Source organism: Saccharopolyspora antibiotica (genome assembly GCF_047200635.1).
Lineage (GTDB): Bacteria > Actinomycetota > Actinomycetes > Mycobacteriales > Pseudonocardiaceae > Saccharopolyspora_C.
The window spans coordinates 74022-99133 of record NZ_JBJZOI010000013.1; the positions used below are offsets into that span (position 1 = coordinate 74022).

At 72.8% G+C, this 25112-nt stretch carries 25 protein-coding genes; 7 read left to right on the forward strand and 18 right to left on the reverse strand.

The genetic code is table 11. From position 1 onward, the window contains the following. The first annotated feature begins 157 nt into the window (after window positions 1–157). Window positions 158–1195, forward strand: coding sequence for a TerC family protein (locus ACL03H_RS12830; RefSeq protein ID WP_412811417.1), 1038 nt, complete (start codon window positions 158–160; stop codon window positions 1193–1195). A gap of 88 nt (window positions 1196–1283) precedes the next feature. Here the strand turns inward: ACL03H_RS12830 and ACL03H_RS12835 are convergent, their stop codons facing one another. Together ACL03H_RS12835 and ACL03H_RS12840 are read right to left on the reverse strand one after the other, a co-directional pair. After that, window positions 1284–1940 carry an RES family NAD+ phosphorylase gene (locus ACL03H_RS12835; RefSeq protein ID WP_412811418.1) on the reverse strand — a complete coding sequence of 219 codons (657 nt, stop codon included), beginning with the start codon at window positions 1938–1940 and terminating at the stop codon, window positions 1284–1286. 35 nt (window positions 1941–1975) lie between these two features. After that, window positions 1976–2560, reverse strand: coding sequence for a DNA-binding protein (locus ACL03H_RS12840; RefSeq protein ID WP_412811419.1), 585 nt, complete (start codon window positions 2558–2560; stop codon window positions 1976–1978). A gap of 424 nt (window positions 2561–2984) precedes the next feature. Between ACL03H_RS12840 and ACL03H_RS12845 the strand changes: the two genes are divergently transcribed. The 5 genes from ACL03H_RS12845 to ACL03H_RS12865 all read left to right on the forward strand — a co-directional run bounded on the left by ACL03H_RS12845 (window position 2985) and on the right by ACL03H_RS12865 (window position 8258). Then, window positions 2985–3737 (forward strand): SDR family oxidoreductase, encoded by a 753-nt coding sequence (locus ACL03H_RS12845; protein WP_412811420.1) that lies wholly within the window; start codon window positions 2985–2987, stop codon window positions 3735–3737. Then, entirely contained in the window at window positions 3737–4501 is a 765-nt protein-coding gene (locus ACL03H_RS12850; protein WP_412811421.1) for an SDR family NAD(P)-dependent oxidoreductase, read from the forward strand. The genes ACL03H_RS12845 and ACL03H_RS12850 overlap by 1 nt, the downstream gene beginning before the upstream one ends. A 47-nt stretch (window positions 4502–4548) precedes the next feature. Beyond that, on the forward strand, window positions 4549–5238 hold the full coding sequence (locus tag ACL03H_RS12855; protein ID WP_412811422.1) for a TetR/AcrR family transcriptional regulator: 690 nt from the start codon (window positions 4549–4551) through the stop codon (window positions 5236–5238). Further along, complete coding sequence (locus ACL03H_RS12860; protein WP_412811423.1) at window positions 5207–6199, forward strand: NADPH:quinone oxidoreductase family protein; 993 nt, start codon at window positions 5207–5209, stop codon at window positions 6197–6199. Before ACL03H_RS12855 ends, ACL03H_RS12860 begins: the two co-directional genes overlap by 32 nt. A gap of 508 nt (window positions 6200–6707) precedes the next feature. Further along, window positions 6708–8258 (forward strand): AbgT family transporter, encoded by a 1551-nt coding sequence (locus ACL03H_RS12865; RefSeq protein ID WP_412811424.1) that lies wholly within the window; start codon window positions 6708–6710, stop codon window positions 8256–8258. Window positions 8259–8295: 37 nt separating this feature from the next. On the opposite strand, the gene ACL03H_RS12870 is transcribed toward ACL03H_RS12865, so the two are convergent. From ACL03H_RS12870 to ACL03H_RS12935, 14 genes are all read right to left on the reverse strand, one after another. Further along, on the reverse strand, window positions 8296–8748 hold the full coding sequence (locus ACL03H_RS12870; protein WP_412811425.1) for a MaoC family dehydratase: 453 nt from the start codon (window positions 8746–8748) through the stop codon (window positions 8296–8298). 26 nt (window positions 8749–8774) lie between these two features. Further along, window positions 8775–9878 (reverse strand): acyl-CoA dehydrogenase family protein, encoded by a 1104-nt coding sequence (locus tag ACL03H_RS12875; RefSeq protein ID WP_412811426.1) that lies wholly within the window; start codon window positions 9876–9878, stop codon window positions 8775–8777. Then, complete coding sequence (locus ACL03H_RS12880) at window positions 9875–11053, reverse strand: acyl-CoA dehydrogenase family protein (RefSeq protein ID WP_412811427.1); 1179 nt, start codon at window positions 11051–11053, stop codon at window positions 9875–9877. Before ACL03H_RS12880 ends, ACL03H_RS12875 begins: the two co-directional genes overlap by 4 nt. 42 nt (window positions 11054–11095) lie before the next feature. Beyond that, window positions 11096–11848 carry a 3-oxoacyl-ACP reductase FabG gene (gene fabG, locus ACL03H_RS12885; RefSeq protein WP_412811428.1) on the reverse strand — a complete coding sequence of 251 codons (753 nt, stop codon included), beginning with the start codon at window positions 11846–11848 and terminating at the stop codon, window positions 11096–11098. Window positions 11849–11879: 31 nt separating this feature from the next. Further along, complete coding sequence (locus ACL03H_RS12890) at window positions 11880–13088, reverse strand: acyl-CoA dehydrogenase family protein (RefSeq protein ID WP_412811429.1); 1209 nt, start codon at window positions 13086–13088, stop codon at window positions 11880–11882. Window position 13089: 1 nt separating this feature from the next. Continuing rightward, window positions 13090–14118, reverse strand: a complete 1029-nt coding sequence (locus ACL03H_RS12895; protein WP_412811430.1) for a phosphotransferase family protein — start codon at window positions 14116–14118, stop codon at window positions 13090–13092. Then, window positions 14115–14774, reverse strand: a complete 660-nt coding sequence (locus ACL03H_RS12900; protein ID WP_412811431.1) for an HAD family hydrolase — start codon at window positions 14772–14774, stop codon at window positions 14115–14117. The genes ACL03H_RS12895 and ACL03H_RS12900 overlap by 4 nt, the downstream gene beginning before the upstream one ends. Before the next feature lie 234 nt (window positions 14775–15008). After that, window positions 15009–15899 (reverse strand): TIGR03619 family F420-dependent LLM class oxidoreductase, encoded by an 891-nt coding sequence (locus ACL03H_RS12905; RefSeq protein ID WP_412811432.1) that lies wholly within the window; start codon window positions 15897–15899, stop codon window positions 15009–15011. An 18-nt stretch (window positions 15900–15917) separates the two neighbouring features. Then, the gene (locus ACL03H_RS12910; protein ID WP_412811433.1) at window positions 15918–16607 is read right to left on the reverse strand and encodes an HNH endonuclease family protein; all 690 of its coding nucleotides are present in this window, start codon (window positions 16605–16607) and stop codon (window positions 15918–15920) included. A gap of 82 nt (window positions 16608–16689) precedes the next feature. Then, window positions 16690–17217 (reverse strand): DinB family protein, encoded by a 528-nt coding sequence (locus tag ACL03H_RS12915; protein ID WP_412811434.1) that lies wholly within the window; start codon window positions 17215–17217, stop codon window positions 16690–16692. An 853-nt stretch (window positions 17218–18070) separates the two neighbouring features. Continuing rightward, entirely contained in the window at window positions 18071–18856 is a 786-nt protein-coding gene (locus ACL03H_RS12920; RefSeq protein WP_412811435.1) for an MBL fold metallo-hydrolase, read from the reverse strand. A gap of 32 nt (window positions 18857–18888) precedes the next feature. After that, window positions 18889–19494, reverse strand: a complete 606-nt coding sequence (locus ACL03H_RS12925) for a TetR/AcrR family transcriptional regulator (protein ID WP_412811436.1) — start codon at window positions 19492–19494, stop codon at window positions 18889–18891. Continuing rightward, entirely contained in the window at window positions 19491–19943 is a 453-nt protein-coding gene (locus ACL03H_RS12930) for an ester cyclase (RefSeq protein WP_412811437.1), read from the reverse strand. Before ACL03H_RS12930 ends, ACL03H_RS12925 begins: the two co-directional genes overlap by 4 nt. An 82-nt stretch (window positions 19944–20025) precedes the next feature. Then, window positions 20026–20871, reverse strand: a complete 846-nt coding sequence (locus ACL03H_RS12935; RefSeq protein WP_412811438.1) for a helix-turn-helix domain-containing protein — start codon at window positions 20869–20871, stop codon at window positions 20026–20028. A 135-nt stretch (window positions 20872–21006) separates the two neighbouring features. Here ACL03H_RS12935 and ACL03H_RS12940 point away from each other — a divergent pair, with 135 nt between their 5' ends. After that, window positions 21007–21918 carry an alpha/beta hydrolase gene (locus tag ACL03H_RS12940; RefSeq protein WP_412811439.1) on the forward strand — a complete coding sequence of 304 codons (912 nt, stop codon included), beginning with the start codon at window positions 21007–21009 and terminating at the stop codon, window positions 21916–21918. Between the two features lie 56 nt (window positions 21919–21974). On the opposite strand, the gene ACL03H_RS12945 is transcribed toward ACL03H_RS12940, so the two are convergent. Both ACL03H_RS12945 and ACL03H_RS12950 read right to left on the reverse strand, forming a co-directional pair. Beyond that, on the reverse strand, window positions 21975–23528 hold the full coding sequence (locus tag ACL03H_RS12945; RefSeq protein WP_412811440.1) for a GMC family oxidoreductase: 1554 nt from the start codon (window positions 23526–23528) through the stop codon (window positions 21975–21977). 2 nt (window positions 23529–23530) lie between these two features. Continuing rightward, window positions 23531–25090: an APC family permease gene (locus ACL03H_RS12950; RefSeq protein WP_412811441.1), complete on the reverse strand. Its 1560-nt coding sequence runs from the start codon at window positions 25088–25090 to the stop codon at window positions 23531–23533. Window positions 25091–25112 lie beyond the last annotated feature (22 nt).

A 25112-nucleotide genomic window follows, 5' to 3' on the forward strand; every position in this document is an offset into this window, starting at 1 on the left:
CAATCTTGGCAACGTTGTGGAGGGGAGTATTCCTTCGCGGCGGCATCGTCATCACGGTTCGTCGCCGGTTTCCCGGCGGCCAGCCCGGTGCCGTCGACCGGTCCGCCGGTGGAAGAGACCTCCGGTCCCGGCGCATGCCCTGAACCGGAGGTGATCGATGGGTGCCGAACTGACCGCGGTGGCCCAGCAGGCTCAAGCTGCAGCGGTCGACACGCTGCACGTTTCCTGGTGGGTGTGGGCGGCCACGCTGGGCGGTCTCGCCGTCCTGCTGCTGATCGACCTCGTGATCGTGGACCGCAAACCGCATGAGGTGACCACCGGCGAGGCCGCTCGCTGGGTCGTCTTCTACGTCGCCTGCGCCATCGCGTTCGGCATCGGAGTGTGGATCTTCGGCGATCAGCACTTCGCGATCGAGTACTTCACCGGTTACATCACGGAGTACTCGCTCAGCGTGGACAACCTGTTCATCTTCATGGTGATCATGTCCAGCTTCGCGGTTCCCGCCATCCACCAGCACCGGGTGCTGCTGATCGGGATCCTGCTCGCGCTGGTCATGCGCGGCGCGTTCATCGCGGTGGGCGCGGCGCTGATCCAGCGCTTCGTGTGGGTGTTCTTCGTCTTCGGCGCGTTCCTGATCTGGACTGCCATCGGCATGATCCGGAACAAGGACGAGGACGAGGAGTACAAGGAGAACGTCGTCGTCCGCTGGGTCCGCAAGGTCTTCCCGGTGACCGACGACTACCACGGCACCAAGTCCGTCGTGAAGCTCGACGGGAAGCGCTGGCTGACCCCGATGTTCGTGGTGATCGTCGCGATCGGCAGCGCGGACCTGCTGTTCGCCGTCGACTCCATCCCGGCGATCTTCGGGATCACCCAGGACCCGTTCCTGGTGTTCGCGGCGAACGCCTTCGCCCTGATGGGCCTGCGGCAGCTCTACTTCCTGCTCGGCGGCCTGGTCGACAAGCTCGTGTACCTCAACATCGGGCTGTCGGTCATCCTCGGCTTCATCGGCATCAAGCTGGTCGTGCACGCGCTGCACGAGTACCACGCGGTGCCGGAGTGGCTGGACATCAACAACTGGATCTCCCTCGGCGTGATCATCGGCGTGCTGACGATCACGACGGTGGCCAGCCTGGCGAAGTCCCGCAAGGACGCCGAGACCGCTGCTCCGGAGCCCAAGACCGAGAAGTCCTGATCCCGGGCGCGTCCAGCCGGAACCGCGCGGCACCCCTCGGGGGCCGCGCGGTTCCGCGTTCCGGGGTCGCGCGGGCCACCCGGCGGGGTCAGTCCAGCAGGGTGTAGTTCAGCTCCTTGCAGACCCGGCCCAGCGGGACGTCGAGTCCCGGGTGGTCCAGCGGGAGCAGCACGTCGGGGGCGTCCGGCAGGGCGGTCGCCGAGGGCGGGTCCCACAGGCACAGCGAGGGGTCCCCGCCGTCCATCGCGGAGCGGTACCAGAGCCCGTCGAGCTCCGGGTAGGCCGCGCGGATGCTGCGCGCCCACGCCTGGGTCCGCTCCTTCGGGCCGTTGCTGATCGCCTGCGAGGCGCCCGCGCGCGTCGCCCACAGCCCGGCCAGGTCCAGCAGTCGCAGGGTCCGGCGCGGCCGGAACAGCACCAGGTGCGGCTTGCGGGTGTGCCGGTCGACCGTGGAGGTCGCCTGGAAGACCTCGGCGACGCAGGTGCGCACGGAGAGCGAGAAGTACAGCACCCCGTGCTCGCGGGTCACCGTGGGCCCGCCCTGCGTGTTCGGCAGGTGCGGGTCGAAGCGGGCGTGCGGCAGCGGACCGGCGTAGCGGAAGCTGTCCCACTGCTGCGGGTGGTTGCCGCCGGAGGTGAACACCCGGGCGAGCCGGGTTCCCGCGGGCACCGCGATCACGTCCTCGGTGCGGCGCAGCATGGCTTGCAGTACCGCCGGGGCAGGCGGCTGGGGGAGTCTTGCCAACGGATGTCCTGGTGGGTTCGGCGGTCCTGGTCAGATCAGGCCGGGGTGCCGATCGCCGAGGCCAGGTCAGCGACGCGGCGCGCGCTGCCACCCGCGAGCAGCCACTCGCGCGGGCTCACCGGGCGGTCGCCGAGTTCCAGGTCGTCCTGCGCGGTCGTCATGAACTTCGCGAGCACCAGGGCGGGCTGGTCCTGGGGCATGCCGGTGAGCACGGTCTCCAGTCCGGGGAGCACGTCGTCGTCGCTGAACTGCCAGGCGGGCAGCCGCCAGCCGCCGCGATCCTTCCATCCGATCAGCCTCCCGTCACCGATGCGGTGCCGGATGCGGCTGGAATCCACACCGATGCGCTCGGCGGCCTGGTTGACCGACAGCGCTGTGTCGCGCAGCACCGCCTGCTCGGCTACGGTCCGGGCGCGCGGATCCGCCTCCTCGGCGGCCAGCGGGGCGAGGTCGAGCCCCGCTTCGCCCAGGGCCTCGCGCTCGGCGGCGGTGAAGTGCGCGGAGGGGTCGACCTGCGGCGTGATGAGCCGCTTCGCGGCGTCCTCCACGAGCGAGAGGAACTCGGCGGCGGTGACCCGGAGTCCTGCCCGGGCCAGCACGGTCTCCAGCGCGACTGTCATGTCCCCAGCGTAGCGCGTTCTGGGCCAAACGTGTGCGCGATCGTGCGCTCCGCAGCCATGAATCACCGGATGTAGCAGTGGGGTCGCACAGCGTGGTGCGTCCATCCGGCTGACGGTGGACTCCGTCTTTTCTTTCGGGCGATCTGTCTGTTTTGGCGGAAAATCGACTGCCGTGCGGCGCGGAGGTCGTCGTTTTTGCAGGCGAATCCGAAGTGGATCAGATGGCGCGACTGCTGCGGCCGGGGTGGGACGCAGTCGCGGGACGTGAGGTCAAGGGACCGAAGGTGGTCCGGCCGTGCGGCGTGCGGGGCGTCCTGCCGGGTGGCCGGTGACCCCCGGACGCCCGCCGGAGGGTTGACGCGGCCCGGCGCCACCCCGTTCACTGGTCCGTACCGACTGGTCGGTCTTTCGAGTGGGAGAGCGCATGAGCAAGCGATTCGACGGCCGGGTGGCGATCCTCACCGGAGCCAGCCGCGGCATCGGCCTCGGCATCGCCGAGCGGCTGGTGTCCGAGGGCGCCAAGGTGATCCTCACCGCCCGGAAGCCGGAGCCCCTGGCCGAGGCGGTGGCCGCGCTCGGCGGCGACCGCGCGCAGGGGATCGCGGGCAAGGCCGACGACGTCGAGCACCAGGCAGAGGTGGTCCAGCGGGCGCTGGCCGAGCACGGCCGGATCGACGTGCTGGTCAACAACGCCGGCATCAACCCCGCCTACGGCCCGATCATCGACGTCGACCACGCGGTCGCGCGCAAGACCTTCGAGGTCAACGTGCTCGCCGCGCTCTCCTGGACCCAGCAGGTCCACCGGGCGTGGATGGGCGAGCACGGGGGCTCGGTCCTCAACGTCTCCTCCGTCGCCGGGGAGCGCCCCTCGCCGGGCATCGGCTACTACGGGGGCACCAAGGCGATGCTGTCGCTGCTGACCAAGCAGCTCGGCGCCGAGCTCGCACCGCTGGTGCGGGTGAACGCGGTGGCCCCGGCCGTGGTGAAGACCCGGTTCGCCACCGCGCTCTACGCCGACGACGAGGAGGGAACCGCCTCCGCCTACCCGCTCAAGCGGCTCGGGGCGCCCGAGGACATCGGCGGGGCGGCGGCCTACCTGCTGTCCGACGAGGCGTCCTGGATCACCGGGCAGGTGCTCACGCTCGACGGCGGGCTGACCCTGACCGGAGGTGTGTGATGCGGCTCGCCGGTTCGGTCGCGGTGGTCACCGGCGGCGGCAACGGCATCGGTGCCGCGCTGAGCAGGCGCTTCGCCGCGCAGGGCGCCTCGGTGGTGGTCAACGACCTCGACCCGGCGGCCGCGCGGGCGGTCGCGGAGGAGATCGGCGGGCTGGCGGTGCCGGGCGACGCCGCGAGCGAGGACGGGATCGGCGAGCTGATCGGCGCCGCCACCGAGCGCCGCGGGCGGATCGACCTCTTCTGCGCCAACGCGGGCGTCGCCGACGGCGGCGGGCCGGACGCCCCGGAGTCCGCGTGGGAGCGGTCGCTGGAGGTCAACGTGATGGCCCACGTCCGGGCCGCGCGGGCGCTGCTGCCGCAGTGGCTGGAGCGCGGTGAGGGCCGGTTCCTGGCCACGGTGTCGGCTGCCGGGCTGCTGACCATGCTCGGCTCGGCGCCGTACTCGGTGAGCAAGCACGCCGCGCTCGCCTTCGCGGAGTGGATGGCGATCACCTACGCCGATCGGGGCGTGGTGGTGCAGGCGCTGTGCCCGCAGGGCGTGCGCACGAACCTGCTCGACGGCACCGGCGAGACCGGCCGCAGTCTGCTCGCCGAGGCCGCGATCGAACCGGACGCGGTCGCCGACGAGGTGCTGGCGGCGCTGGCGGACGACCGGTTCCTGATCCTGCCGCACCCCGAGGTGGCGGAGTACTACGCGCTGCGCGCCGCCGATCCCGCCAAGTGGCACGGCGGGATGCGCAAGCTGCAGCGCGGCCTGGCCTGATCGCCCGGCCGATAGCCTGAGGGGCGAGGGAAGGGGAGTGGTGCCAGATGGCCCGCACGGAGGCCCGGGCGGCGGCGGAGCCCGCCGGGACGGTGCCGCAGCGCCTGCTGGCGGCGGCGACCCGGCTGTTCGCCGAGCACGGCTTCGAGACGACGTCGGTGCAGCAGGTGGTGGACGCCGCCGGGGTGACCAAGGGCGCCATGTACCACTACTTCGGCTCCAAGGACGACCTGCTCCACGAGATCTACGCCCGGGTGCTGCGGGTGCAGACGGCCCGGATGGAGCGCGACGCCGCGAGCGACGCGCCGGTCGCCGAGCGGCTGCACGCGGTCGCCGCCGACGTGGTGGCCACGACGACGGCGAACCTGGACGACACCTTGATCTTCTTCCGGTCGATGCACCTGCTGCACCCGGACAAGCGCGCCGAGGTGCGCGCGCAGCGCCGCCGGTACCACGAGCGGGTGCGCGAGCTGATCGAGGAGGGCCAGGCCGAGGGCGTGTTCCGCGCGGACAAGTCCGCGGAACTGGTCGTGGACTTCTTCTTCGGATCGGTGCACCACCTGGGCACCTGGTTCCGGCGGGACGGAGAGCTGAGCGGCGAGGAGATCGGCGAGCACTTCGCCGACCTGCTGCTGGCATCGCTGCGGCCAGGACCGGCCGCGGGCGCGGACGGGAGCGGCGGCGCTCCCGAATCGGAGGTGGCGAGTGAAGGCGTGGCGGCTCAGCGAGAACGGTGAACCGCAGGACGTGCTGCGGCTCGACGAGGTGGCCGACCCGGTGCCCGGCGAGGGCCAGCTGCTGGTGCGGGTGCGGGCCACCCCGGTGAACTTCCCGGACGTGCTGCTGTGCCGGGGTGAGTACCAGGTCAGACCGCCGCTGCCGTTCACCCCGGGGGTGGAGCTGTGCGGTGAGGTCGTCCAGGCCGGGGCCGGGGTCTCCGGTTTCGCGCCGGGCGACCGGGTCCTGGGTTCGGCGGTGCTGCCCGACGGCGGATTCGCGGAGCTGGCGCTGCTGGACGCGGCGCGCGCCTTCCCCGCCCCGGATTCGCTGTCGGACGCCGAGGCCGGGGCGCTGTTCATCGGCTACCAGACCGGTCACTTCGGGCTGCACCGCCGCGCGGGCCTGCGCGCGGGGGAGACGCTGCTGGTGCACGCCGCGGCGGGCGGGGTCGGCAGCGCGGCCGTGCAGCTGGGCAAGGCGGCCGGGGCGAAGGTGATCGGCGTGGTCGGCGGTCCGGAGAAGGTCGCGGTGGCCGAGGAGCTGGGCGCGGACCTGGTGGTGGACCGCCGAGCGGAGGACTTCGTGCCGGTGGTCAAGGAGTTCACCGGTGGCCGGGGCGCCGACGTGGTCTACGACCCGGTCGGCGGCGAGACCTACGCGCGCTCGACGAAGTGCGTCGCCTTCGAGGGCCGGATCCTGGTGATCGGCTTCGCCGGGGGCACCATCCCGACCCCGGGCCTGAACCACGCGCTGATCAAGAACTACTCGATCGTGGGCCTGCACTGGGGCCTCTACACCGAGCGGAACCCGGCGCTGGTCGCCGAGGTGCACCGGGACCTGCTCCGGCTCGCCGACGACGGCCTGATCCGGCCGCTGATCAGCGAACGGCTGCCGCTGGAGCGGCTCGCGGACGGGGTGCGCCGCGTGGGTGCGGGCAGCACCGTCGGCCGCGTCGTCTACGACGCCTCGGAGGGCTAGCCCCGGTATCGACGAGTCCTGGCGCCTCCCGCCCGGCGGGAAGAACACTGGAGGCGTGCGGCGGACCGAACTCGCGGACTTCCTCCGGCGCCGACGCGCCTCGCTCCGGCCGGAGGACCTCGGCGTCCCGGCGGACCACCGGCGCCGGGGCCGGGCCTGCGGCGCTCCGAGGCGGCCGGGCTCGCGGGCACGTCCCCGGACCACTGCGCCAGGCTGGAGCAGGGGCGCGGCCCGCGGCCGTCGGCGGCGCTGCTGGTCGCGCTCCGCGGCTCAGCGGTGTGAACGCGACCACCTGCTGCTCCTGGCCGCCCCGGAACCCGGCGGCGGCGCGGTCGCTGGTCGGGACCGAGTCGAACCTGCTTCTCGCGACGCTGCGGAGCTGACGACCTCCCGGCTGGCGGGAGGGCGCTGCGCGCGTCTTCACCGCACCCGGGCGGAGGACTAGGTTCCCCTGAAGTCCTCCGGCGGTGATCGGGGGAGCGCCGCCCCGCCCGCCGCAGGAGATCGCATGGCCGAGCCCGCAGCCCCCGCGAAGCAGACCCGGCTGGACCGGTTGCTCGGTCTCGTCGAGCGGGCGGGAAACCGGCTCCCCGAGCCGTTCCTGCTGTTCGCGCTGCTGCTGGCGGCGGTGGCCGTGGTGTCCACGGTGGTCGCCGCGTTCGGCGTCTCGGTGCGGATTCCGGGTGCGGAGCAGGACACCCCGGTGCGCGCGGCGCTGTCCGGTGAGGGGCTGGAGTTCCTGCTCACCGAGCTGCCGGAGAACTTCATCGGCTTCCCGCCGATGCGGACGGTGCTCACGATCATGCTCGGGGTGGGGCTGGCGGAGCGCGCCGGGCTGCTCACGGCGCTGATCCGGGCCTCGTTCGGCGGAGCGCCCCGCTGGGTGCTGCCCTACGCGGTCGGATTCGTCGGCATCACCTCCAGCGTGATGGCGGACTCCTCGATGATCATCATCCCGCCGCTGGCGGCGCTGGTGTTCAAGGCGGCGGGCAGGCACCCGGTGGCGGGGCTGCTGGGCGGGTTCGCGGCGGCGGGCGCGGGCTACTCGACGGCGCCGGTGGTGACCAGCCTGGACGCGCTGTTCTCCGGCATCAGCAACGAGGTGGCCGCGATCCTGCCGGATCCGGGGACCGCGGTGACGCCGGTGTCGAACTACTACTTCAACGCGGTGTCCTCGGTGGTCCTGGCGCTGCTGGCCGGATTCCTCATCGACCGGGTGATCGAACCCCGGCTGGTGCGCGGCGGCGTTCCGCGCGAATCGGCGATCGAGGACGAGGCGCCCCCGGAGGTGGCGCTGTCAGCGGCCGAGAGGCGCGGGCTGCGCTGGGCGGGCCTCGCCGGGGTCGCGCTGCTCGCGGGAGTGCTGGCGCTGGTGCTGTGGCCGGATTCCCCGCTGCGCAACGACGACGGTGGGTTCCTGCCGGAGTCACCGCTGCTGGACTCGGTGACCACGCTGATCTTCCTGGGCTTCGCCGTGCCCGGGATCGCCTTCGGCGTGCCCACCGGGACGGTCGCCCGGGCCGCCGACGTGCCGAGGCTGATGACCGCCGCGCTGCGGGACCTGACCGGGTTCCTGGTGCTGGCGTTCGTGCTCGGGCAGTTCATCGCCCTGTTCAACTGGACGAACCTCGGTGCGGCGCTCGCGGTCGGCGGCGCGGATCTGCTGCGGGCCCTGGGGTTGGCGGGCTATCCGGCGTTCCTCGGGTTCGTGCTGCTGGCCTCGGTGCTCAACCTGTTCATCATCTCGGGTTCGAGCCTGTGGACGCTGCTGGCCTCGGTGTTCGTGCCGATGTTCGCGCTGCTGGGCTTCGAACCCGGTTTCGCCCAGGCCGCGTTCCGCGTCGGCGACTCGGCGACCCAGATCATGACCCCGCTCAACCCGTACCTGATCGTCGTCCTGGGCTACCTGCGCCGCTACGAGCCGCAGGCCGGGCTGGGCACGCTGGTGGCGCGGATGGCGCCGTTCGTCATCCCGTTCTGGCTGCTGTGGGTCCTCGTCCTCTCGCTGTTCTACTTCGCCGACCTGCCCCTGGGGCCCGGCATGGGCATCCACCGGTGAGCGGGTGGGCGGAGGAGCGGCCCACCCGGCGTCGACGTCAGAGCAGCACCCGGGTGAGGCCTTGGGCCACGCAGGCCGGCTTGTCGGCACCCTCGATCTCCACGGTGGATTCGATGGTGAGCTGGAGCCCGCCGTCGACCTCGGCGACCTCGGCGAGCCGGGTGCGCGATCGGACCCGCGAGCCGACGCGGACCGGGTTCGGGAAGCGCACCTTGTTGAGCCCGTAGTTGATGCCCATCCGGACGTTCTCGAACCGGTAGGTCTGGGCGTTGAGCGCGGACAGCAGGCTCAGCGTGAGGAAGCCGTGCGCGATGGTGCCGCCGAACGGGCCGCGCTCCGCCCGGTCGGTGTCGACGTGGATCCACTGGTGGTCCAGGGTGGCCTCGGCGAACTGGTCGACCTGCTCCTGGGTGATGGTGAGCCAGTCGCTCGTGCCGAGCTCGGCTCCCTCCGCCGCCCGGACGTCGTCGGCGCCGGTGAACACGCGCATGGGTCGCTCCTTCGGGGATCGGGGTGTCAGGCGGGCAGGTCGGCGAGCTCGGCGATGCGGGCGCGATGGCGTTCCGGCGTGCCGAAGACGAGCTGGGAGCTCTTGGCGCGGCCCAGGTGCAGGTGGATCGGGTGCTCCCAGGTCATGCCGATGCCGCCGTGCAGCTGCAGGGACTCCTCGGCGGCCAGCACCGCCACGTCCGAGCAGTACGCCTGCGCGAGCGCCACCGCGAGCTCGGTCTCGGCGTCGACGGCACCGTCCTGGCCCAGTGCGGCGGCGGCCGCGCGGGAGGTGGCGCGCGCCGTGCTCACCCCGGACCACAGGTCCGCCAGCCGGTGCTTGACCGCCTGGAACGAGCCGATCGCGCGGCCGAACTGGAAGCGGGTCCCGGCGTACTCCACCGTGGAGTCCAGGCAGTGCTGCGCGAGCCCCACCTGCTCGGCGGCCAGCACCCCGGCGGCGGTGAGCAGGGCTCGCCGCAGCACCGGTGCCGCGTCGGCGGAGATCCGCCGGGCGGGCGCGCCGGTCAGCTCCAGGGTGCCGAAGCGGCGGGTCAGGTCCAGCGGGGTCACCGGGGTGCGCGCGACACCGGGTCCGGCGGTGTCCACCAGGTGCAGCGCGATCCCGTCGGCACCCGCGGCGGGCACCAGCACCCGGTCGGCGACGTCGAGGTCGACCACGGCCGTGACCGTCCCGCTCAGCGTCCCGTCCTGCTCGCGGACGGTCGGCTCGATCGTCGCGAACGGGGAGGTGGTGAGCCCGACGGCCAGCGTCGCCACCAGCGTTCCGGCCGCGATCTCCGGGATGGGCTCGTCGAACCCGGCCGCGGCCAGGGCGGAGGTCGCGAGCACGGTGCCGAGGAACGGCACCGGCGCCACGCCGCGCCCGAGTTCCTCGGCCACGACGGCGAGCTCCCGCACCCCGGCCCCGGCGCCGCCCGACTCCTCCGGCACGGCGAGCGCGGCGATGCCGAGCTCCCCGGCCAGCGTCCGCCACAGCGCCAGGTCGCAGGGCTGCTCGTCCTCGCAGCGGGCCAGCACCTGACCGAGGTCGCAGCGGTCCCGCAGCACTCGCCGCACGGCGGCGCGCAGGTCCTCCTCCACCTCGGAGTAGAGCAGGTCGGCGCTCATCGCGGCAGCTCCTTCCACGGGACGTCCTTGTCGGTGCGGGTCTCCGGCGGCAGGCCCAGCACCCGCTCGGCGATGACGTTGCGCAGCACCTCGGAGGTGCCGCCCTCGATGGAGTTGCCCTTCGCCCGCAGGTACCGGTAACCGGGGCCGCGCCCGGTGAAGTCCACCGTCTCCGGGCGGCGCAGCGTCCAGTCGTCGTAGGCGAGCCCCTCCTCGCCGAGCAGTTCGACCTCGAACCCGGAGATCTCCTGGTTCAGCAGCGAGAACGCGAGCTTGACCGCGGAGCCCTCCGGGCCGGGGCTGCCCGCGGCGAGCTGCTGGCGCAGCCGCAGCCCGGTGAGCCGGGTGGCCTCGGCCTGCACCCACAACCGCAGCAGCCGGTCGTGCGCGGCCGGCGTGCGCACCTCGGGGTGCTCCCGCCACTGCCTCGCCAGCACGCCGATCATGCCGGACTCGCGGCCGGTGTTGCCGCCGCCGATGGCGACCCGCTCGTTCATCAGCGTGCCCATCGCGACCTGCCAGCCCTGGCCGACCTCGCCGAGCCGCTGCGAATCCGGCACGCGCACCCCGTTGAGGAACACCTCGTTGAACTCGGCCTCACCGGTGATCTGGCGCAGCGGCCGCACTTCCACGTTCGGATCGGTCATGTCGCACACGAAGTACGACAGCCCCTTGTGCTTCGGCGCGTCCGGATCGCTGCGAGCGACCAGGATCGCCCACTTCGCCCGGTGCGCGAACGAGGTCCACACCTTCTGGCCCTCGACGATCCAGTCGTCGCCGTCGCGCACCGCCCTGGTGGAGAGCGCAGCGAGGTCGGATCCGGCGCCCGGCTCGCTGAACAGCTGGCACCACACCTCCTCGCCGGTCCACAGGGGACGGAGGTAGCGGGCGCGCTGCTCGTCGGTGCCGAAGCGCAGGATCGTGGGCGCGGCCATCCCGAGCCCGATCCCGTTGCGGGAGGGGGCGTTGTCCGGCGCGCCCGCCGCGGCGAACTCCGCGTCGACCACGATCTGCAGCTCGCGCGGCGCGTCCCTGCCGCCGAGCCCGCTCGGGAAGTTCACCCACGCCAGCCCGGCGTCGAACCGGGCGCGCAGGAACTCCAGCCGGTCACCGCCGGGATCGTGCTCGGCGAGGAAGTCCCGCACCGCGGCGCGCAGGTCGGCTGCATCGGTCATCTCGCACTCCTCCGTGCTCCGGGGAACAACTGGCAGGGCGGATCAGTCGCGCGGGCCGCCCGCGACGTAGAGGACCTGGCCGGAGACGAAGCCCGAGCGCTCGTCGAGGAAGAACGAGGCGGCGTTGGCGATGTCCTCGGGCTCCCCGGCGCGGCCGACGGGGATGACGGACACGGCGGCCTTCGAGAAGTCCTCGAAGCTGGCACCCACGCGCTCGGCGGTCGCCTTCGTCATGTCGGTGGCGATGAAGCCGGGGGCGATCGCGTTCGCGGTGACGCCGAACTTGCCGAGCTCGATGGCCAGCGTCTTGGTGAGGCCCTGCAACCCGGCCTTCGCCGTGGAGTAGTTCGCCTGGCCCCGGTTGCCCAGCGCGGACGTGCTGGAGAGGTTCACGATGCGGCCCCAGCCCGCCTCGACCATGTGCCGCTGCACGGCCCGGCTCATCAGGAACGCGCCGCGCAGGTGCACCGACATCACGGTGTCCCAGTCCGAATCGGACATCTTGAACAGCAGGTTGTCCCGCAGGACGCCCGCGTTGTTCACCAGCGCCACCGGGGCGCCGAGCTCGGCGGCGACCCGCTCCACGGCGGTGGTGACCTGGTCGCCGTCCGCGACGTCGGCACCGATCGCCAGCGCCGTGCCGCCGTCCGCCTCGATCGCCGACACCGTCCCGGCGCAGGCCTGCTCGTCGAGGTCGAGCACGGCCACGGCGAAGCCGTCCTGGGCGAGCCGCCGGGCGGTGGCGGCTCCGATCCCGCGCGCGGCGCCGGTGACGATCGCGGTCTTCTGGGGCATGGGGTCCCTCACTTCTCCTCGGGTTCGGATCTCAGCGGTACTGCTTGAGCTCGCGCCGGGCCAGCGAGCGGCGGTGCACCTCGTCCGGCCCGTCCACGATGTGCAGCGTGCGGGCGTGGGCGTAGAGCGAGGCCAGCGGCGTGTCCTGGCTGACCCCGGCCGCGCCGTGCGCCTGGATCGCGCGGTCCACGATGCCGGTCACCATCTTCGGGACCGCCACCTTGATCGCCTGGATCTCGGTGTGCGCGCCCTTGTTCCCCACCGTGTCCATCAGCCAGGCGGTCTTGAGCGTGAGCAACCGGCAGGTCTCGATCTCGATGCGCGCGTCGGCGATCCACTGCTGCACCACGCCCTGATCGGCGATCGGGCCGCCGAACGCGGAACGGCTCAGCGTGCGCCGGCACATCAGCTCCAGGGCGCGCTCGGCCATGCCGATGGCGCGCATGCAGTGGTGGATGCGCCCCGGGCCGAGCCGCGCTTGCGCGATGGCGAAGCCCTCGCCCTCCCCGGCGATGATGTTCTCGGCGGGCACCCGCACGTCGTCGAACACGACCTCGGCGTGGCCGCCGTGATCACCGTCGGTGTAGCCGAACACGTGCATCCCGCGCTCGATCCGCACGCCCGGGGTGTCGGTGGGCACCAGGATCTGGCTCTGCTGGCGGTGCCGCTGCGCGGTGGGGTCGGACTTGCCCATCACGATGAGGATCCGGCAGTGCGGGCTCATCGCGCCGGACGACCACCACTTGCGGCCGTTGATGACGTACTCGTCGCCGTCGCGCTCGATCCGGGTGCCGATGTTGGTGGCGTCGGACGAGGCCACCTCCGGTTCGGTCATGCAGAACGCGGAGCGGATCTCCCCGTCCAGCAGCGGCTTCAGCCACCGCTCGCGCTGGGACTCGGTGCCGAACTCGGCCAGCACCTCCATGTTCCCGGTGTCCGGGGCGGAGCAGTTGAACACCTGCGGTGCCAGGTGCGGGCTGCGGCCCATGATCTCCGCGAGCGGGGCGTACTGGAGGTTGCTCAGCCCCGCGCCGTGCTCGCCGGGAAGGAACAGGTTCCACAGCCCCCGCGCCCGGGCCTCCGCCTTGAGCTCGTCGATGATCGGCGCGTGCGACCAGGGGTCCTGGGCGGCGGCCAGCTGCTCGTGCAGCACCGGTTCCGCCGGGTAGACGTGCTCCTCCACGAAGGCGGTCACCCGGGCGCGGAACTCCTCCGTGCGGGCGTCGTAGCCGAAGTCCATGTCATGCCTCCTGGTCGAGCGCTGCGAGCCCCTGCGCGACCAGGCGCGGAACCAGCGCTCCGATGTGCTCGAAGCCGTCCCCGACGGTCTGTCCGCGGGCGAAGCGGTAGTGGATGCCCTCGCTGATCACCGCGAGCTTGAAGAAGCCGAACGCCCGGTACCACTCGACGTCCGAGAGGTCCGCGCCGCTGCGCTCGGAGTAGCGCTGCCAGAGCTCGCGCACCGGGGGGAAGCCGTATCGCGGGCCGATCCCCCTGGCGATGGGGTTCTCCTCGACCTCGTCGAGCCCCTCCCAGTACACCGCGAGCAATCCCAGGTCGGTGAGCGGGTCGCCCAGGGTCGCCATCTCCCAGTCCAGCACCGCGTTGATCTCCAGCGAGTCCCCGACCAGCACGTTGTCCAGCCGGTAGTCGCCGTGCACGATCCCGTTGCGCCGCGTCGCCGGGATCCGGGAGCCGAGCAGCTCGGCGAGCCGGTCGATGCCCGCGATCTCGCGGCTCCGGGACGCGGCCAGCTGCTTGCTCCAGCGCCGCACCTGCCGCTCCAGGAAGCCCTCCGGTCGGCCGAAGTCGCCCAGCCCCACCCTTTCCGGATCCAGCGCGTGCAGGTCGGCGAGCACGTCGATCAGCCGCAGCGCCAGCTCGCGGCGCTCCTCGACGCTCAGCGCCGTGGTGAGCTCGGGAGTGCGGTAGACGGTGCCCGGCACGTGCTCCATCACGTAGAACGGCGCGCCCAGCACCTCCTCGTCCGGGCACAGCAGCACCGTCCCCGGCACGGGCACCGAGGTCTCGGCGAGCGCGGACATCACCCGGTGCTCGCGGCCCATGTCGTGCGCGGTGGCCAGCACGTGCCCCAGCGGCGGGCGGCGCACCACCCAGCGCCGCGCGCCGTCGCCGACCACGTAGGTGAGGTTGGAGCGGCCGCCCTGCACGAGCTGCGCGGTCAGCGGGCCGGTCACCAGGCCTGGGCGTTCCCGGTCGAGGTGCGCGCGCAGCCGGTCGAGGTCGAGGCCGGGCAGTTCGTCGCTCATGGGGTCTCCTCCGGGGTGTCAGGTCCGAACCCGGGCAGCAGCCCGCTGAGCTCGGCGCGGGTCCGTCCCGCCTCGGTGTGCAGCACGCCGCGCATCCCGATCTGCTCGGCGGCCTCGACGTTCGGCGTTCCGTCGTCGACGAACGCGGCCTGCTCCGGGGCCAGCCCGAGGCGGTCGAGGGTGAGCCGGTAGATCGCCGGGTCGGGCTTGCGCAGCCGCACCTCGCTGGAGATCACGGCGAGCTCGAACAGACCCTCCATCGCCTCCCACGGGTAGTTGTTGCCCCAGCTGTTCGACAGCAGCGCGGTGCGCAGCCCGGCGGCGCGCAGGTCGGCCACCAGGCGCAGCATCTCCCGGTCCGGGGGCATGTGCGCGAACATCCGGGCCAGCAGGCCCTCGGCCGGGACGGGTCCGCCGTCGGTGGTGCGCAGCCGGGCGGCGAGCAGCCGGTCGAACTCCGCGCCGCCGATCTCGCCCGTCTCCAGCCGGTGAATCGGGGTCCCGGAGGGCGCCGAGCGCGACAGCCACTCCTTGAGCGCGGCCGAGAACGTCGCCGGGTCGATCCGCTCCTCGCGGGTCCAGGCGCCGATCGCGTCCCCGCCCCGGGTGGTGAGCACCCCGCCGTAGTCGAAGATCACCGCTCGGACGCCGCTCATGGATCCGGACCATACCGACTAGACGGTATGCCCGCTAGGCCCTCGCCGACCGTCTTTCGGCGGTGGCGGAACCCCGGCCGTCCTCCCGCCGCGGGATCGAGGGCGCGGCGAGACCGCTGTTCTCACGGCCGGACCGCGGAGCACCCGCGGCGGTGCCGGTCGCTCGGGTGGTCGCCGCTCAGCGGCTTCGCCGTTGACGGGAGCGGAGGAACGGGACCGGGTGGTCTTCGGCGGTCAGGCGTCGAAGGCGGCGCGGAAGCGGGCCGCGGCGTCCAGCAGTTCGGGCATCGTCGTGCAGGTGAACTGCAAGTCGACGAAGGCGTCCTCGACACCGAGCTCGGCGGCGGCGCGAAGGTAGTCGACCAGCTGCTCCACCGACCCCTGCGCGGGACGCTCGCCGGGCTCTCCCAGCTCGGCGTTGAGCCGCAGGGCGACCCGCACCGGCTCCTTCCCGTCGTCGCGCGGCTGCGCGCGCAACCGCTCCAGCGAGCGGGCCAGCGCCGTCAGCGGGGTCGCGATCGCCAGCCAGCCGTCCGCCCGCCGGGCGGTGCGCCGCAGCGCCGGATCGGACAGGCCGCCCAGGTAGACGGGGATCGGGCGCGACGGCTTGGGCTCGAAATCACCGGGGGTGATGGTCCAGAACCGGCCGCGGTGCTCGGCGGTCTCCCGGCCCCACAGCGCCTCGAACACGTCGAGCGTCTCCTCCAGCCGCGCACCGCGCTCGCTCCACGGCACTCCGGCGGCCAGGTACTCGTCGCGGGACCAGCTCAGCCCCAGCCCGGCGATCAGCCGCCCGGAGCTGAGCAGGTCGATCCCGGCGAGCTGGCGGGCCAGCGCGATCGGGGGGTGCAGCGGGGCGCTGAGCGTGCTGGTGCCCAGTCCTGGCCGCGTGGTCGCCCCGGCCGCGACGGTCAGCGCCAGCAGCGGATCCAGCCCGGCGCGCATCTGCGGCGGCAGCGATCCGTCCCCACCCGGGTAGGGGGTGAGCAGCCGGTGCGCGGCGTGCAGCCGCTCGCCGGCCCACAGGCTCTCGTAGCCCATCGCCTCGGCCTCGGTGGCCGCGGTGCGGACGTGGTCCGGGTGCGCGAACGTCCCGAACTGGGGAAGGGCGAGTCCCAAGCGCATCGGCGCGCTCCTCTCGGGTCAGCCGCAGGTCGCCAGCATCTCGTGCAGCGCCGACTTCTCCGCCGAGGTGATCGACAGGCCGTAGGAGTGCTTCACCGTCACCCAGTCGGTCGCGTAGTCGCACCAGGCGGACTCCACCGGCTTCCACTGCGAGGGGTCCTTGTCGCCCTTGGCCCGGTTGGAGCTCTTGTCGACCGCGGTCAGCTGCGGCAGCTGCCGGTCGTTGGCGAACTGCTCGCGGCGCTCGTCGGTCCACTCGTCGGCGCCGCTGCGCCAGGCGTTGGCCAGCGGAACCATGTGATCGATGTCCACGTCACCGTCGTCGTCCAGCGTCTCGCCGGTGTAGCCGCTGACCCAGCTGCCCGAGGTGGCCCGGCAGGCGTTGTCGACCCGCACCCCGTCGCCGTCGCGCTCCAGCACGGCCTCGCGGGTGTTGCAGTTCTTGCCCGCGTCCGGGGCGGAGGTCCAGTGGTCGAAGTGGTCCCGCGAGTAGCCGTCCATCGACCCGGCGGGCTCGACCGCGAGCTCGTCGAGCTGGGTGGCGGCCTCCCCGGAGGCGGCGACCGGCGCGGAGCCGGTGGGGTCGGGACCGAGCACCCGGTCCAGCAACCCCGACTCGAACACCAGCCAGCCCAGTCCGAGGATGAGGGCGGCGACCACGGTGATCCACATCGGGGTGCGCTGGTTCTTCTGCTGTCCTGTCGACATGCTCGCTCCGGCTCCGGGGTGACTGTGCGCAGCCCATTTGATCACGGCGCCGCTGGCGGCCAGTACCGCCGTGCGCGGGAGATCACCCAGCGGTGCCGGTCGACCGGTGCAGATCGCGCAGCAGCGCGACCTCGCCGCCGTGGTGGAACAGCTCCCGGTTCAGGTGCAGCACCAGGGTCAGGTAGCTGCGCTTGGCGTGCGGCCCCTCGGCGGGACCGACGGGCCGCGACCAGCGCTCGGCGGGCATCGAGCCGATCGCGTCCCGCCACCGCCGGTGCCGGTCGTCCAACCGGTCCAGAGCCGCCGCGGCGCCGCCGGGGTAGTCGTGGTGGTCCATCCGGTACGAACCGTCGCCGAAGTGGTTCGCGAACCGCATCGCGAAGACGTGCTCGGCGAGGTGGCTCAGCCGCCAGGCGATCGTGGTGAACGGCGGCGGATCCGGCGGTGGGAAGCTGAAGTCCCATCCCCAGCCGCGCTCGGTCCGCCGGACCGTCCAGCACCCCGCCACCGGTTCCCAGAAGTACTCGGCGTCGGTGAGCCCGTCCAGCCGGGGCCGCCACTGCTCCCAGTAGAAGTCCAGCTGGTCCAGCACCTCGTCCCGGAAGTCCATCGGCACAACGTAACCGGCGATCATCGCGTTGGCGCGGAACCGCGCGGCGGTGCGGGTGGGCGCGACCGCGGCGGCGGTGCCGGTCGCTCGACCGGTGCTCCTGCCGCAGGATCGGGAGGCCGGGGCCGCGTCGGAGGTCGAGGGGCGGGCGGGGGATCTCGATCGGGAGGCGCACGGGTGGAGCCGGTCCGGGCCCGATGTCGTCGCCCCGGACCGCGTCGAGCGCGAGCTCGTCTCCATGCCCCCGCCACCTCACCGCGCCCCAGACATTTCGCGAGAAATCGCGCTCCGCCGGGCCGACATTTCTCGCGAAATCGCGGTCCGCCGGGTCGAGATTTCTCGCGAAATCGCGGTCCGCAGAGGGGAGAGGGGGAGATTTCGCGAGAAATCGCGCACCCTCAGCCGGCACCGCGGGCCCGGTGGCGCGGCGCGGGATCGCGCGGTGCGGGTGTGGCCGGGTGGGGAGGACGGGCATGGCGAGGGTGGCGAGGTCGTCGCGGGCGGGGGAGCGGACAGCTCGCGAACCGCCCCGAGCTCGCGCGAACCCGCGCGGAGCGGGGAGCGATCGTCGGCCGGTCCGGACCGCGCGGGTCGAGCATCGCCTCGGGGCCGACGCGGTGAGCGCGAAGGTGATCTGCAGGTCCGACCCGGCCACCCCGGTGGCGGGCTCGGTGCCGTCCGCCGCGCCGCGAGAGCACGCCGGCCACCTGCTCCTCGCCGCTAGCCGGTAGCGGGGTCGACCGCGGCACCCGGGGAGTCGGCGCGGAACCGGAGGGAGCCCGGTGCGCTGGGCGCAGGTCCCGATGTGCGGATGTCGACACCGCTCGTCGGCGGGCTTCGGGTCGATCGAGGGTCAAGCCGAGGCGGGCCGCGCGTCCGTCAGCTGGGCCGGGTCGTGGGCGCAGATGATCCGGAGCTCGTCCTCGGCGCGGCGGTGCAGCTCGGCGAGGCGGGCGTGGTTGGCCCGCACCCGAGCCCGGTCGGAGGCGAACGCGGACTCGGCGAACTTGAGCACCCGGGGGATCTCGCCGCCGTCCAGCGCGCGGTGGTGGTAGAAGGCGTCCCCGGCGTGCAGCACCCAGCGCTCGCCCGCGTCGACCGCGACCGCGGCGTGCCCGGGGGTGTGGCCGGGCAGGGCGAGCAGCGCGATGCCGGGGGAGACCTCGGTGAGCTCCCGCGCGGCGGCGAATCCCCACCACGCCTCGCCGTCCGGCTGGTGCTCGACGAGGTCCGGTCCGTGCGCCCACTGCGCCGGGCGGTAGCGCATCCGCGCCCGCAGCGGTGGGGCGTGCACGGCGGTGGCCGCCTCGGCGGCGGTCACGTGCACCCGGGCGTGCGGGAAGTCGGCGAGCCCGCCGATGTGGTCCACGTCGAAGTGGGTGAGCACCACGTGCCGCACGTCGTCCCGGTTGAACCCGAGCCGCTCCACCTGGCGGGCCGCGGTCTCCTCGGCATCGAGCACCGGGCGGATCAGGTGCCGCAGCGGGCCCAGCCGCCGCGCGGGCTCGGCGACGTCGCGCAGCCCGAACCCGGTGTCCACCAGCGCCAGGCCGTTGCCGGTCTCGACCAGCAGCACGTGGCAGATCATCGCGGCGCCGGGCGTCCGCATGGTGCCGCAGTTGAGGTGGTGCACGCGCACGGGCGGTCCTCGATCCCTTCGGGGCGCGCCGGTCAGCCGGCCAGTCGCGCGGTGAGCAGGTGTTCGACCTCGGCGCGGCAGGCCGCGAGGTCGAGCGCGTCGTCGAGCATCGATTCGAGCGCGATGCCGCGCAGCATCCCGATGATCGCGCTCGCGAGACCGCGGGTGTCGACCGGTTCCGGGATCTCGCCGAGCGCCCTGCCGCGCTCCAGCACCCGCGCTATCTCCTCCCGGAACACCCGGTCCGCGGCGAGCATCGCCGGGCGGGCGTCGGCGGAGGGCGTGGTCGCCGCGTCCGCCCACAGCACCAGTCGCGCGCGGTGCGTGGCGGGCAGGTCGGCGACGAGCGCGAAGTAGAGGCCGACCAGCCCCAGCGCCGCCTCGACGGCGGACTCCGGCGTGCCCTCGGCGAGCAGCCGCTCCCGGAACCGGGCGGTCACCGAGTCGACGAGCTGCCGCATCAGGGCCGGCTTCGAGCCGAAGTGGTGGGTGGCCAGGGCGCGGCTGTACCCGGCGCGCTCCCCGATGGCCGCCAGCGTCACCTTCGTCGGACCGAGTTCGCCGATCAGCTCGGCGGCCGCGTCCAGCAGCCGCCGCTCGGCCTCGTCGCGCCGTTCCCGGCGGGACCGGCCGGTCACCGCTGCTGGCCGACCAGGGCGAGCAGTTCGCCGCGGCCGATCTGGGTGACGAGGCTGGCCGCGTCGAAGTAGACCCGCTCGTTGACGATCTTGTCCTCCTCGAAGGAGAACACCGCGATCACCGGCACCCGGAAGGACTTGCCCGTCGGCGGCAGGCCGTAGAACTCGCCGAGGTTGGTGCCGAGCAGGTCGAACTCCACGATGATCGACTCGTCGGCGACGTGGGTGCGGACGTTGTCGTGGCGCTGGTCGGGGAAGGCCTCCCGGGTGGTCCGGTAGTAGCGCATGACCTCCTCGGCTCCGTCGTAGACCTCGCCGGTGGGCACGATCTCGTAGTGCGGGTGCCCGTGGAAGGTCTCCAGGGTCAGGTCGAAGTCGTGGGTGACCTCGGTGTCCATGTGCTCCTGGATGAGGGCGAGGCGGCGCTCGCGCAGGTCTTCGGAGATCATCGCGGTCCTCGGTGGATCCGGCCCGCGCTCGGGCGGGCTGTTCGCTAGTTGATCAACAAGTTATCGCCGGGGAGGTGCGCCGTCAACGCCCGGACAACCGCAGCAGCGCCTCGCGGTGCGGCGTCCCCGGCTCGGCGGTGAGCGTGATCAGCTGCTGATCCGGATCGGCGGCGCAGGTCAGCGTCGACCAGTCCAGGACGAGCTCTCCGACCGCCGGGTGCCGCAGCACCTTGCTGCCCGACTCCCGCGCGGCCACGTGGTGCGCTCCCCACCAGCGGCGGAAGTCCGCGTCCCGCCCCGAGAGCTCGGCCACCAGCTCCGCCAGCAGCGGATCGCCCGGGGCGGCGGCCGCCTCCATCCGCAGCTGCGCCGCGCAGGAGCGGGCCACGTGCTCCCAGTCGGGATAGCGCGAGCGCAGCTCCGGGTCCACGAACACCAGCCGCACGAAGTTGCGCTCCGGGAGGGGGAAGCGCGCGAAGTCGACGAACAGCGCCGCCGCGCTCTCGTTCCAGGCCAGCACGTCGGTGCGGCGGCCCAGCAGCATCGCGGGCGTGGTGGTGAGGTCCGCCAGCAGCCGCAGCAGCTCCGGCCGGGCGGACTGCCGCGCCGGGTGCGCGGAGCGGTCCGCCTCCTTGCCCGAGAGCTCGAACAGGTAGGCGCGCTCGTCGGAGGCCAGCCGCAGCACCCGCGCCAGCGCCTCCAGCACCGCTTCCGAGGCCGTCCGGCGCCCCTGCTCCAGGCGGGTGTAGTGGTCGGTGCTGATCGAGGCCAGCGCCGCCACCTCCTCCCGGCGCAGCCCGCGCACCCGCCGCCTGCCGGTCCCGGGCAGTCCGGCCGAGTCCGGGCTCAGCGCCGTGCGCCTGGCCCGCAGGAACTCGCCGAGCTCGTGCGCTCTGCTGATCCGATCCGGGGCGTCGGTGCTGCTCATGGCTCCATCATCGCAGTGCGCGATCCGGTGCCGGCGTTCCTGGGACAGCGCTGTCCCAGGACAGGACCGGTCCTTCTCCCGGACGGCCGCCCGGGCCAATCTCGGAGCCGGACCCCCGCACGAGGAGAAGAGGACATGCGCACCGACATCACGTTCCCCGGCAACGGCCTCGCCCTCGCGGGCACGCTGTTCACCCCGGACGTTCCCGGCCCGGATCCGCTGCCCGCGATCGTGATCTCGCACCCCGGCAGCGGTGTGAAGGAGCAGAGCCCGACGAACTACGGTCGGCGCCTGGCCCGCGCCGGGTTCGCCGCGCTGGCCTTCGACGCCGCCTGCCAGGGCGAGAGCGAGGGCGAACCGCGCGGGACGGAGGACCCCTTCCAGCGCGCCGAGGACATCCGCTCGGCGGTGAGCCACCTGAGCACCCGCCCGGAGGTCGACCCCGAGCGGATCGGCGCGCTGGGCATCTGCGCCTCCGGCGGCTACGTGCCCTACACCGCGCAGACCGACCGCCGGATCAAGGCCGTGGCCACCGTGAGCGCCTCCGACTTCGGCCGGGTGATCCGCGACGGGCTGCACCGCGACCAGGACCCGGCGGTGCTCGACGCGGTGCTCGCCAGGGCCGGGCAGCTGCGCACCGCCGAGGCGCGCGGGGAGGAGCCGCTGCGCGAGCCCTGGGTGCCGGACGAGTGGCGGGACTCGGAGAACCGGCAGAACCGGGAGACCTACGACTACTACCGCACCGAGCGCGGCGCCCACCCCCGCGCGGGCGGTGTCACCCGGCTCCCGCGCGACCTCGACCGCCTCGCGCTCTACGACTCCTTCGCGCTGATCCACCTGCTGGCGCCCCGGCCGCTGCTGATGATCGCCGGGTCGGAGGCGGACACCGCGCACATGAGCCGGGACGCCGTCGCGGCGGCCACCGGACCGGCGGAGCTGTGGATCATCGAGGGCGCCAGCCACGTCGACCTCTACGACCGCGACGAGTACCTCACCCCCATCGCGGCGCGGCTCGCCGACTTCTTCGGCGAGCACCTGGCGGCCTGACGCGAACGGCCCCCTCCGGAACGGGGTGCCGGAGGGGGCCGTCCACTCGCGCCGGGCTAGCCGGCGTTGTCCTCCTCGAGGAGGTCGGAGCACTTCTCGCCGATGGCCATCGTGGTGATGTTGGGGTTCACCGCCACCAGGAACGGCATCGCCGAGGCGTCCGCCACCCGCAGGCCCTGAACGCCCTTGACCCGCAGCCGCGCGTCGAGCGGGGCGTTCCGGTCGTCGTCCGCGCCCATCGGCACCGAGGCCGCCGGGTGGTAGACGGTGTTGTGCGTCTTGCGGATGTAGTCCGCGATCTCGTCGTCGGTGCGCACGTCCGGCCCGGGGTGCAGCTCGGCGCCGGCCCAGCCCTCCATCGCCCGCTGCGAGACGATCCTCCGGGCGAGCTTGATGCCCTCGGTCATCACCCGGATGTCGTGCGGATCGGTGAAGTACCGCGGGTCCACCCGGGGCTTGTCGCGGAAGTCCCGGGTGCGCAGCCGGACCGTGCCGATCGAGCGGCTGCGGGTGACGTTCGGGGTGAGGCAGAAGCCGTTCTCCGTCGTCGGGTAGCCCTGCCGCGCGGTGTGCATGTCGAAGGGCACCGAGCCGTAGTGGAACATCAGGTCCGGGCGGTCCAGGCCCGGCTCGGTGGTGGTGAAGATGCCGATCTCCCACCACTGCGTCGATTCCCGCGGCATCGGCTGCTTCGCGTCCCAGCCGATCACGCCCTCCGGGTGGTCCTGGAGGTTCGAGCCGACGCCGGGGGAGTCGACCAGCACGTCCACCCCGACCTCGCGCAGGTGCTCGGCCGGGCCGATGCCGGAGAGCATGAGCAGCTTCGGGGTGTCGATGGCGCCGGTGGACAGCACCACCTCGCGCCGCGCCCGCACGGTCCGGGTGCGGATGAGGTCCGGGTCCAGGTAGGCCACGCCGGTGGCGCGCTTGCCGTCGAACACGACCTTCTTGGCGCGCACCTCGGTGCGCACCTCCAGGTTCGGGCGCTTGCCGATGATCGGGTGCAGGTAGGACACCGAGGACGAGGAGCGGGTGCCGTCCTCGCGGGCGTTGATCTGGAACCAGTTCGCCCCGTGCGTGACCGTCTTCCCCGAGTTGAACTCGGTGATCGGGATCCCGGCCTCCTCGCAGGCCCGCAGCAGCGCGACCCCGGACGGGTCCTTCGGCGGCACGCTGCGCAGCGTCACGGGACCGCTGCGGCCGTGGTGCTCGCCGGGGCCGTCGTTGGTCTCCAGCCGCTTGTAGAGCGGGAAGACGTCCTTCGCGCTCCAGCCCGTGGCGCCCATCGCCGCCCACTCGTCGAGGTCCTCGGCCGGGGCCCAGAACGCGATGCACGAGTTGTGCGAGGAGCAACCGCCGAGCACCCGGGCGCGGGCGTGACGCATGTAGGAGTTGCCCTGCTCCTGCGGCTCCACCTGGTAGTCCCAGTCGTAGCCGGACTCCAGCAGCGCCATCCAGCGGTCCAGCTCCAGGACCGCCTTGTCGCCCACGTCGGACGGGCCCGCCTCCAGCAGGCACACCGTCGTGTCGGGGTTCTCGGACAGCCGCGCGGCCACGGCGGCGCCGGCGCTGCCGCCGCCCACCACCACGTAGTCGAACTCTTCGGTCATGCTCACAGCTCCGTTTCCGCTCGGGACAGGGCCGGTTCCGGGTCCTCGGTGGGGTCCGCGGCGCTGGCCGCGTGGTCGGCGAGCACCCCGACGCGGTGCCGCTGGACGAACCAGTAGTAGGCGAAGCCGCCGACCGCCGCGACGCCCACGAACAGCACCGAGCTCCACTGCAGGTACCAGTGGAACGGCGGTTCGGCGTTGTAGACCTCGTTGCGCGGCCAGGCCAGGTTCACCGTCATGCCCGTGCCCCACAGCACGGCGAGCACGTTGACCGGCAGGCCCCAGCGGCCCAGCGAGAACCGCCCCTCCTGCTTCGCCGACGACCACTGGCCGCGCAACCGCGCCACCAGCATCGGGACCGTCACCAGCAGGTACGAGATGTAGATCAGGATGATCGCCAGGCTGGTGACGGCCGAGAAGATCTGCGGCTGCCCGATGTTGACCACCAGCAGCACCACCGCGATCACGCCGATCACCACGGCGGGCACCACCGGGGTCTGGAACCGCGGGCTCACCCGCGCCAGCCTGGACCCGCCCGGCAGCGCGTTGTCCCGGGCCATCGCGAACGCGATGCGGATCGCGGCGGTGTGCACCGCCAGCACGCAGACCGTGATCGCCACGAACACGACGAGCAGGAACAGCCGGCCGACCAGCGGCCCCAGCGCGTCGGTGAGCACGAACTGCAGGCCGTCCTCGGTCAGCTCCGGCGCGGTGAGGTCGCGGGCCGCCATCAGCGCCAGCAGGATGATCAGGCCGCCGAGCGCGAACGAGGCGATCAGCGACCGCAGGATCGCCTTCGGCGCGTTGCGGTGCGGGTCGATGGATTCCTCGCCGAGCGAGGAGGCGGTGTCGAAGCCGTACATCACGTAGGAGGAGGCGATCGCGGCCACGAGGAACGCGCCCAGGTAACCGCTGCCGCCGTAGGCGTCCCCGGTGCCCTGGGTGTCGAGCACGACCTCCGGCCCCCGCGTGGCGAACACGGCCAGCACCAGGATCAGCAGCACCGCCGCGACCAGCTCGATCGCCACGCCCGCGCTGTTGATCCGCGCCATCAGCTTGACTCCGAAGGCGTTGACCAGCGTGGTGAACACGATCAGCGCGCTGGCCAGCAGCACGCCGTTGGCCGCCTCGGTGGTCCCGGTCCCGTCGCCGACGATCTGGAAGGCGCCCCAGATCTGCGGCAGCGTGTGCTGGTAGGCCAGCGCGGTCGCCGAGATCGAGACGATCGAGGCCAGCAGCATCATCCAGCCCGCCAGCCAGGCGACGTGCTTGCCGCCGAGCCGCTTCGACCAGTTGTAGATCGATCCGGCGATGGGGTAGTGCGAGGCCAGCTCCGCGAAGCTCAACGCCACCATCAGCTGCCCGAGGAACACCAGCGGCCAGGACCACCAGTAGGCCGGGCCGCCGAAGGAGAGCCCGAAGTAGGACAGCTGGAAGGTGCCGGTCAGCACGGAGATGTAGCTGATTCCCGCGGCGAACGTGTGGAACGAACCGAGGGTTCTCCTCAGCTTGTTGGTGTAGCCGAACTCGCTGAGCTCGGCGTCACCGGAGGGCGCGCTCATGCCCGAACTCCTTCTCCGCGCC

What these genes read in the sequence shown, in the direction of transcription:
- ACL03H_RS12830 (WP_412811417.1), top strand. Translation starts at nt 158, where the DNA reads ATGGGTGCCGAACTGACCGCGGTGGCCCAGCAGGCTCAAGCTGCAGCG.
- ACL03H_RS12840 (WP_412811419.1), bottom strand. Translation starts at nt 2,560, where the DNA reads ATGACAGTCGCGCTGGAGACCGTGCTGGCCCGGGCAGGACTCCGGGTC.
- ACL03H_RS12845 (WP_412811420.1), top strand. Translation starts at nt 2,985, where the DNA reads ATGAGCAAGCGATTCGACGGCCGGGTGGCGATCCTCACCGGAGCCAGC.
- ACL03H_RS12850 (WP_412811421.1), top strand. Translation starts at nt 3,737, where the DNA reads ATGCGGCTCGCCGGTTCGGTCGCGGTGGTCACCGGCGGCGGCAACGGC.
- ACL03H_RS12855 (WP_412811422.1), top strand. Translation starts at nt 4,549, where the DNA reads ATGGCCCGCACGGAGGCCCGGGCGGCGGCGGAGCCCGCCGGGACGGTG.
- ACL03H_RS12865 (WP_412811424.1), top strand. Translation starts at nt 6,708, where the DNA reads ATGGCCGAGCCCGCAGCCCCCGCGAAGCAGACCCGGCTGGACCGGTTG.
- ACL03H_RS12870 (WP_412811425.1), bottom strand. Translation starts at nt 8,748, where the DNA reads ATGCGCGTGTTCACCGGCGCCGACGACGTCCGGGCGGCGGAGGGAGCC.
- ACL03H_RS12875 (WP_412811426.1), bottom strand. Translation starts at nt 9,878, where the DNA reads ATGAGCGCCGACCTGCTCTACTCCGAGGTGGAGGAGGACCTGCGCGCC.
- ACL03H_RS12880 (WP_412811427.1), bottom strand. Translation starts at nt 11,053, where the DNA reads ATGACCGATGCAGCCGACCTGCGCGCCGCGGTGCGGGACTTCCTCGCC.
- fabG (WP_412811428.1), bottom strand. Translation starts at nt 11,848, where the DNA reads ATGCCCCAGAAGACCGCGATCGTCACCGGCGCCGCGCGCGGGATCGGA.
- ACL03H_RS12890 (WP_412811429.1), bottom strand. Translation starts at nt 13,088, where the DNA reads ATGGACTTCGGCTACGACGCCCGCACGGAGGAGTTCCGCGCCCGGGTG.
- ACL03H_RS12895 (WP_412811430.1), bottom strand. Translation starts at nt 14,118, where the DNA reads ATGAGCGACGAACTGCCCGGCCTCGACCTCGACCGGCTGCGCGCGCAC.
- ACL03H_RS12900 (WP_412811431.1), bottom strand. Translation starts at nt 14,774, where the DNA reads ATGAGCGGCGTCCGAGCGGTGATCTTCGACTACGGCGGGGTGCTCACC.
- ACL03H_RS12905 (WP_412811432.1), bottom strand. Translation starts at nt 15,899, where the DNA reads ATGCGCTTGGGACTCGCCCTTCCCCAGTTCGGGACGTTCGCGCACCCG.
- ACL03H_RS12910 (WP_412811433.1), bottom strand. Translation starts at nt 16,607, where the DNA reads ATGTCGACAGGACAGCAGAAGAACCAGCGCACCCCGATGTGGATCACC.
- ACL03H_RS12915 (WP_412811434.1), bottom strand. Translation starts at nt 17,217, where the DNA reads ATGGACTTCCGGGACGAGGTGCTGGACCAGCTGGACTTCTACTGGGAG.
- ACL03H_RS12930 (WP_412811437.1), bottom strand. Translation starts at nt 19,943, where the DNA reads ATGATCTCCGAAGACCTGCGCGAGCGCCGCCTCGCCCTCATCCAGGAG.
- ACL03H_RS12935 (WP_412811438.1), bottom strand. Translation starts at nt 20,871, where the DNA reads ATGAGCAGCACCGACGCCCCGGATCGGATCAGCAGAGCGCACGAGCTC.
- ACL03H_RS12940 (WP_412811439.1), top strand. Translation starts at nt 21,007, where the DNA reads ATGCGCACCGACATCACGTTCCCCGGCAACGGCCTCGCCCTCGCGGGC.
- ACL03H_RS12945 (WP_412811440.1), bottom strand. Translation starts at nt 23,528, where the DNA reads ATGACCGAAGAGTTCGACTACGTGGTGGTGGGCGGCGGCAGCGCCGGC.
- ACL03H_RS12950 (WP_412811441.1), bottom strand. Translation starts at nt 25,090, where the DNA reads ATGAGCGCGCCCTCCGGTGACGCCGAGCTCAGCGAGTTCGGCTACACC.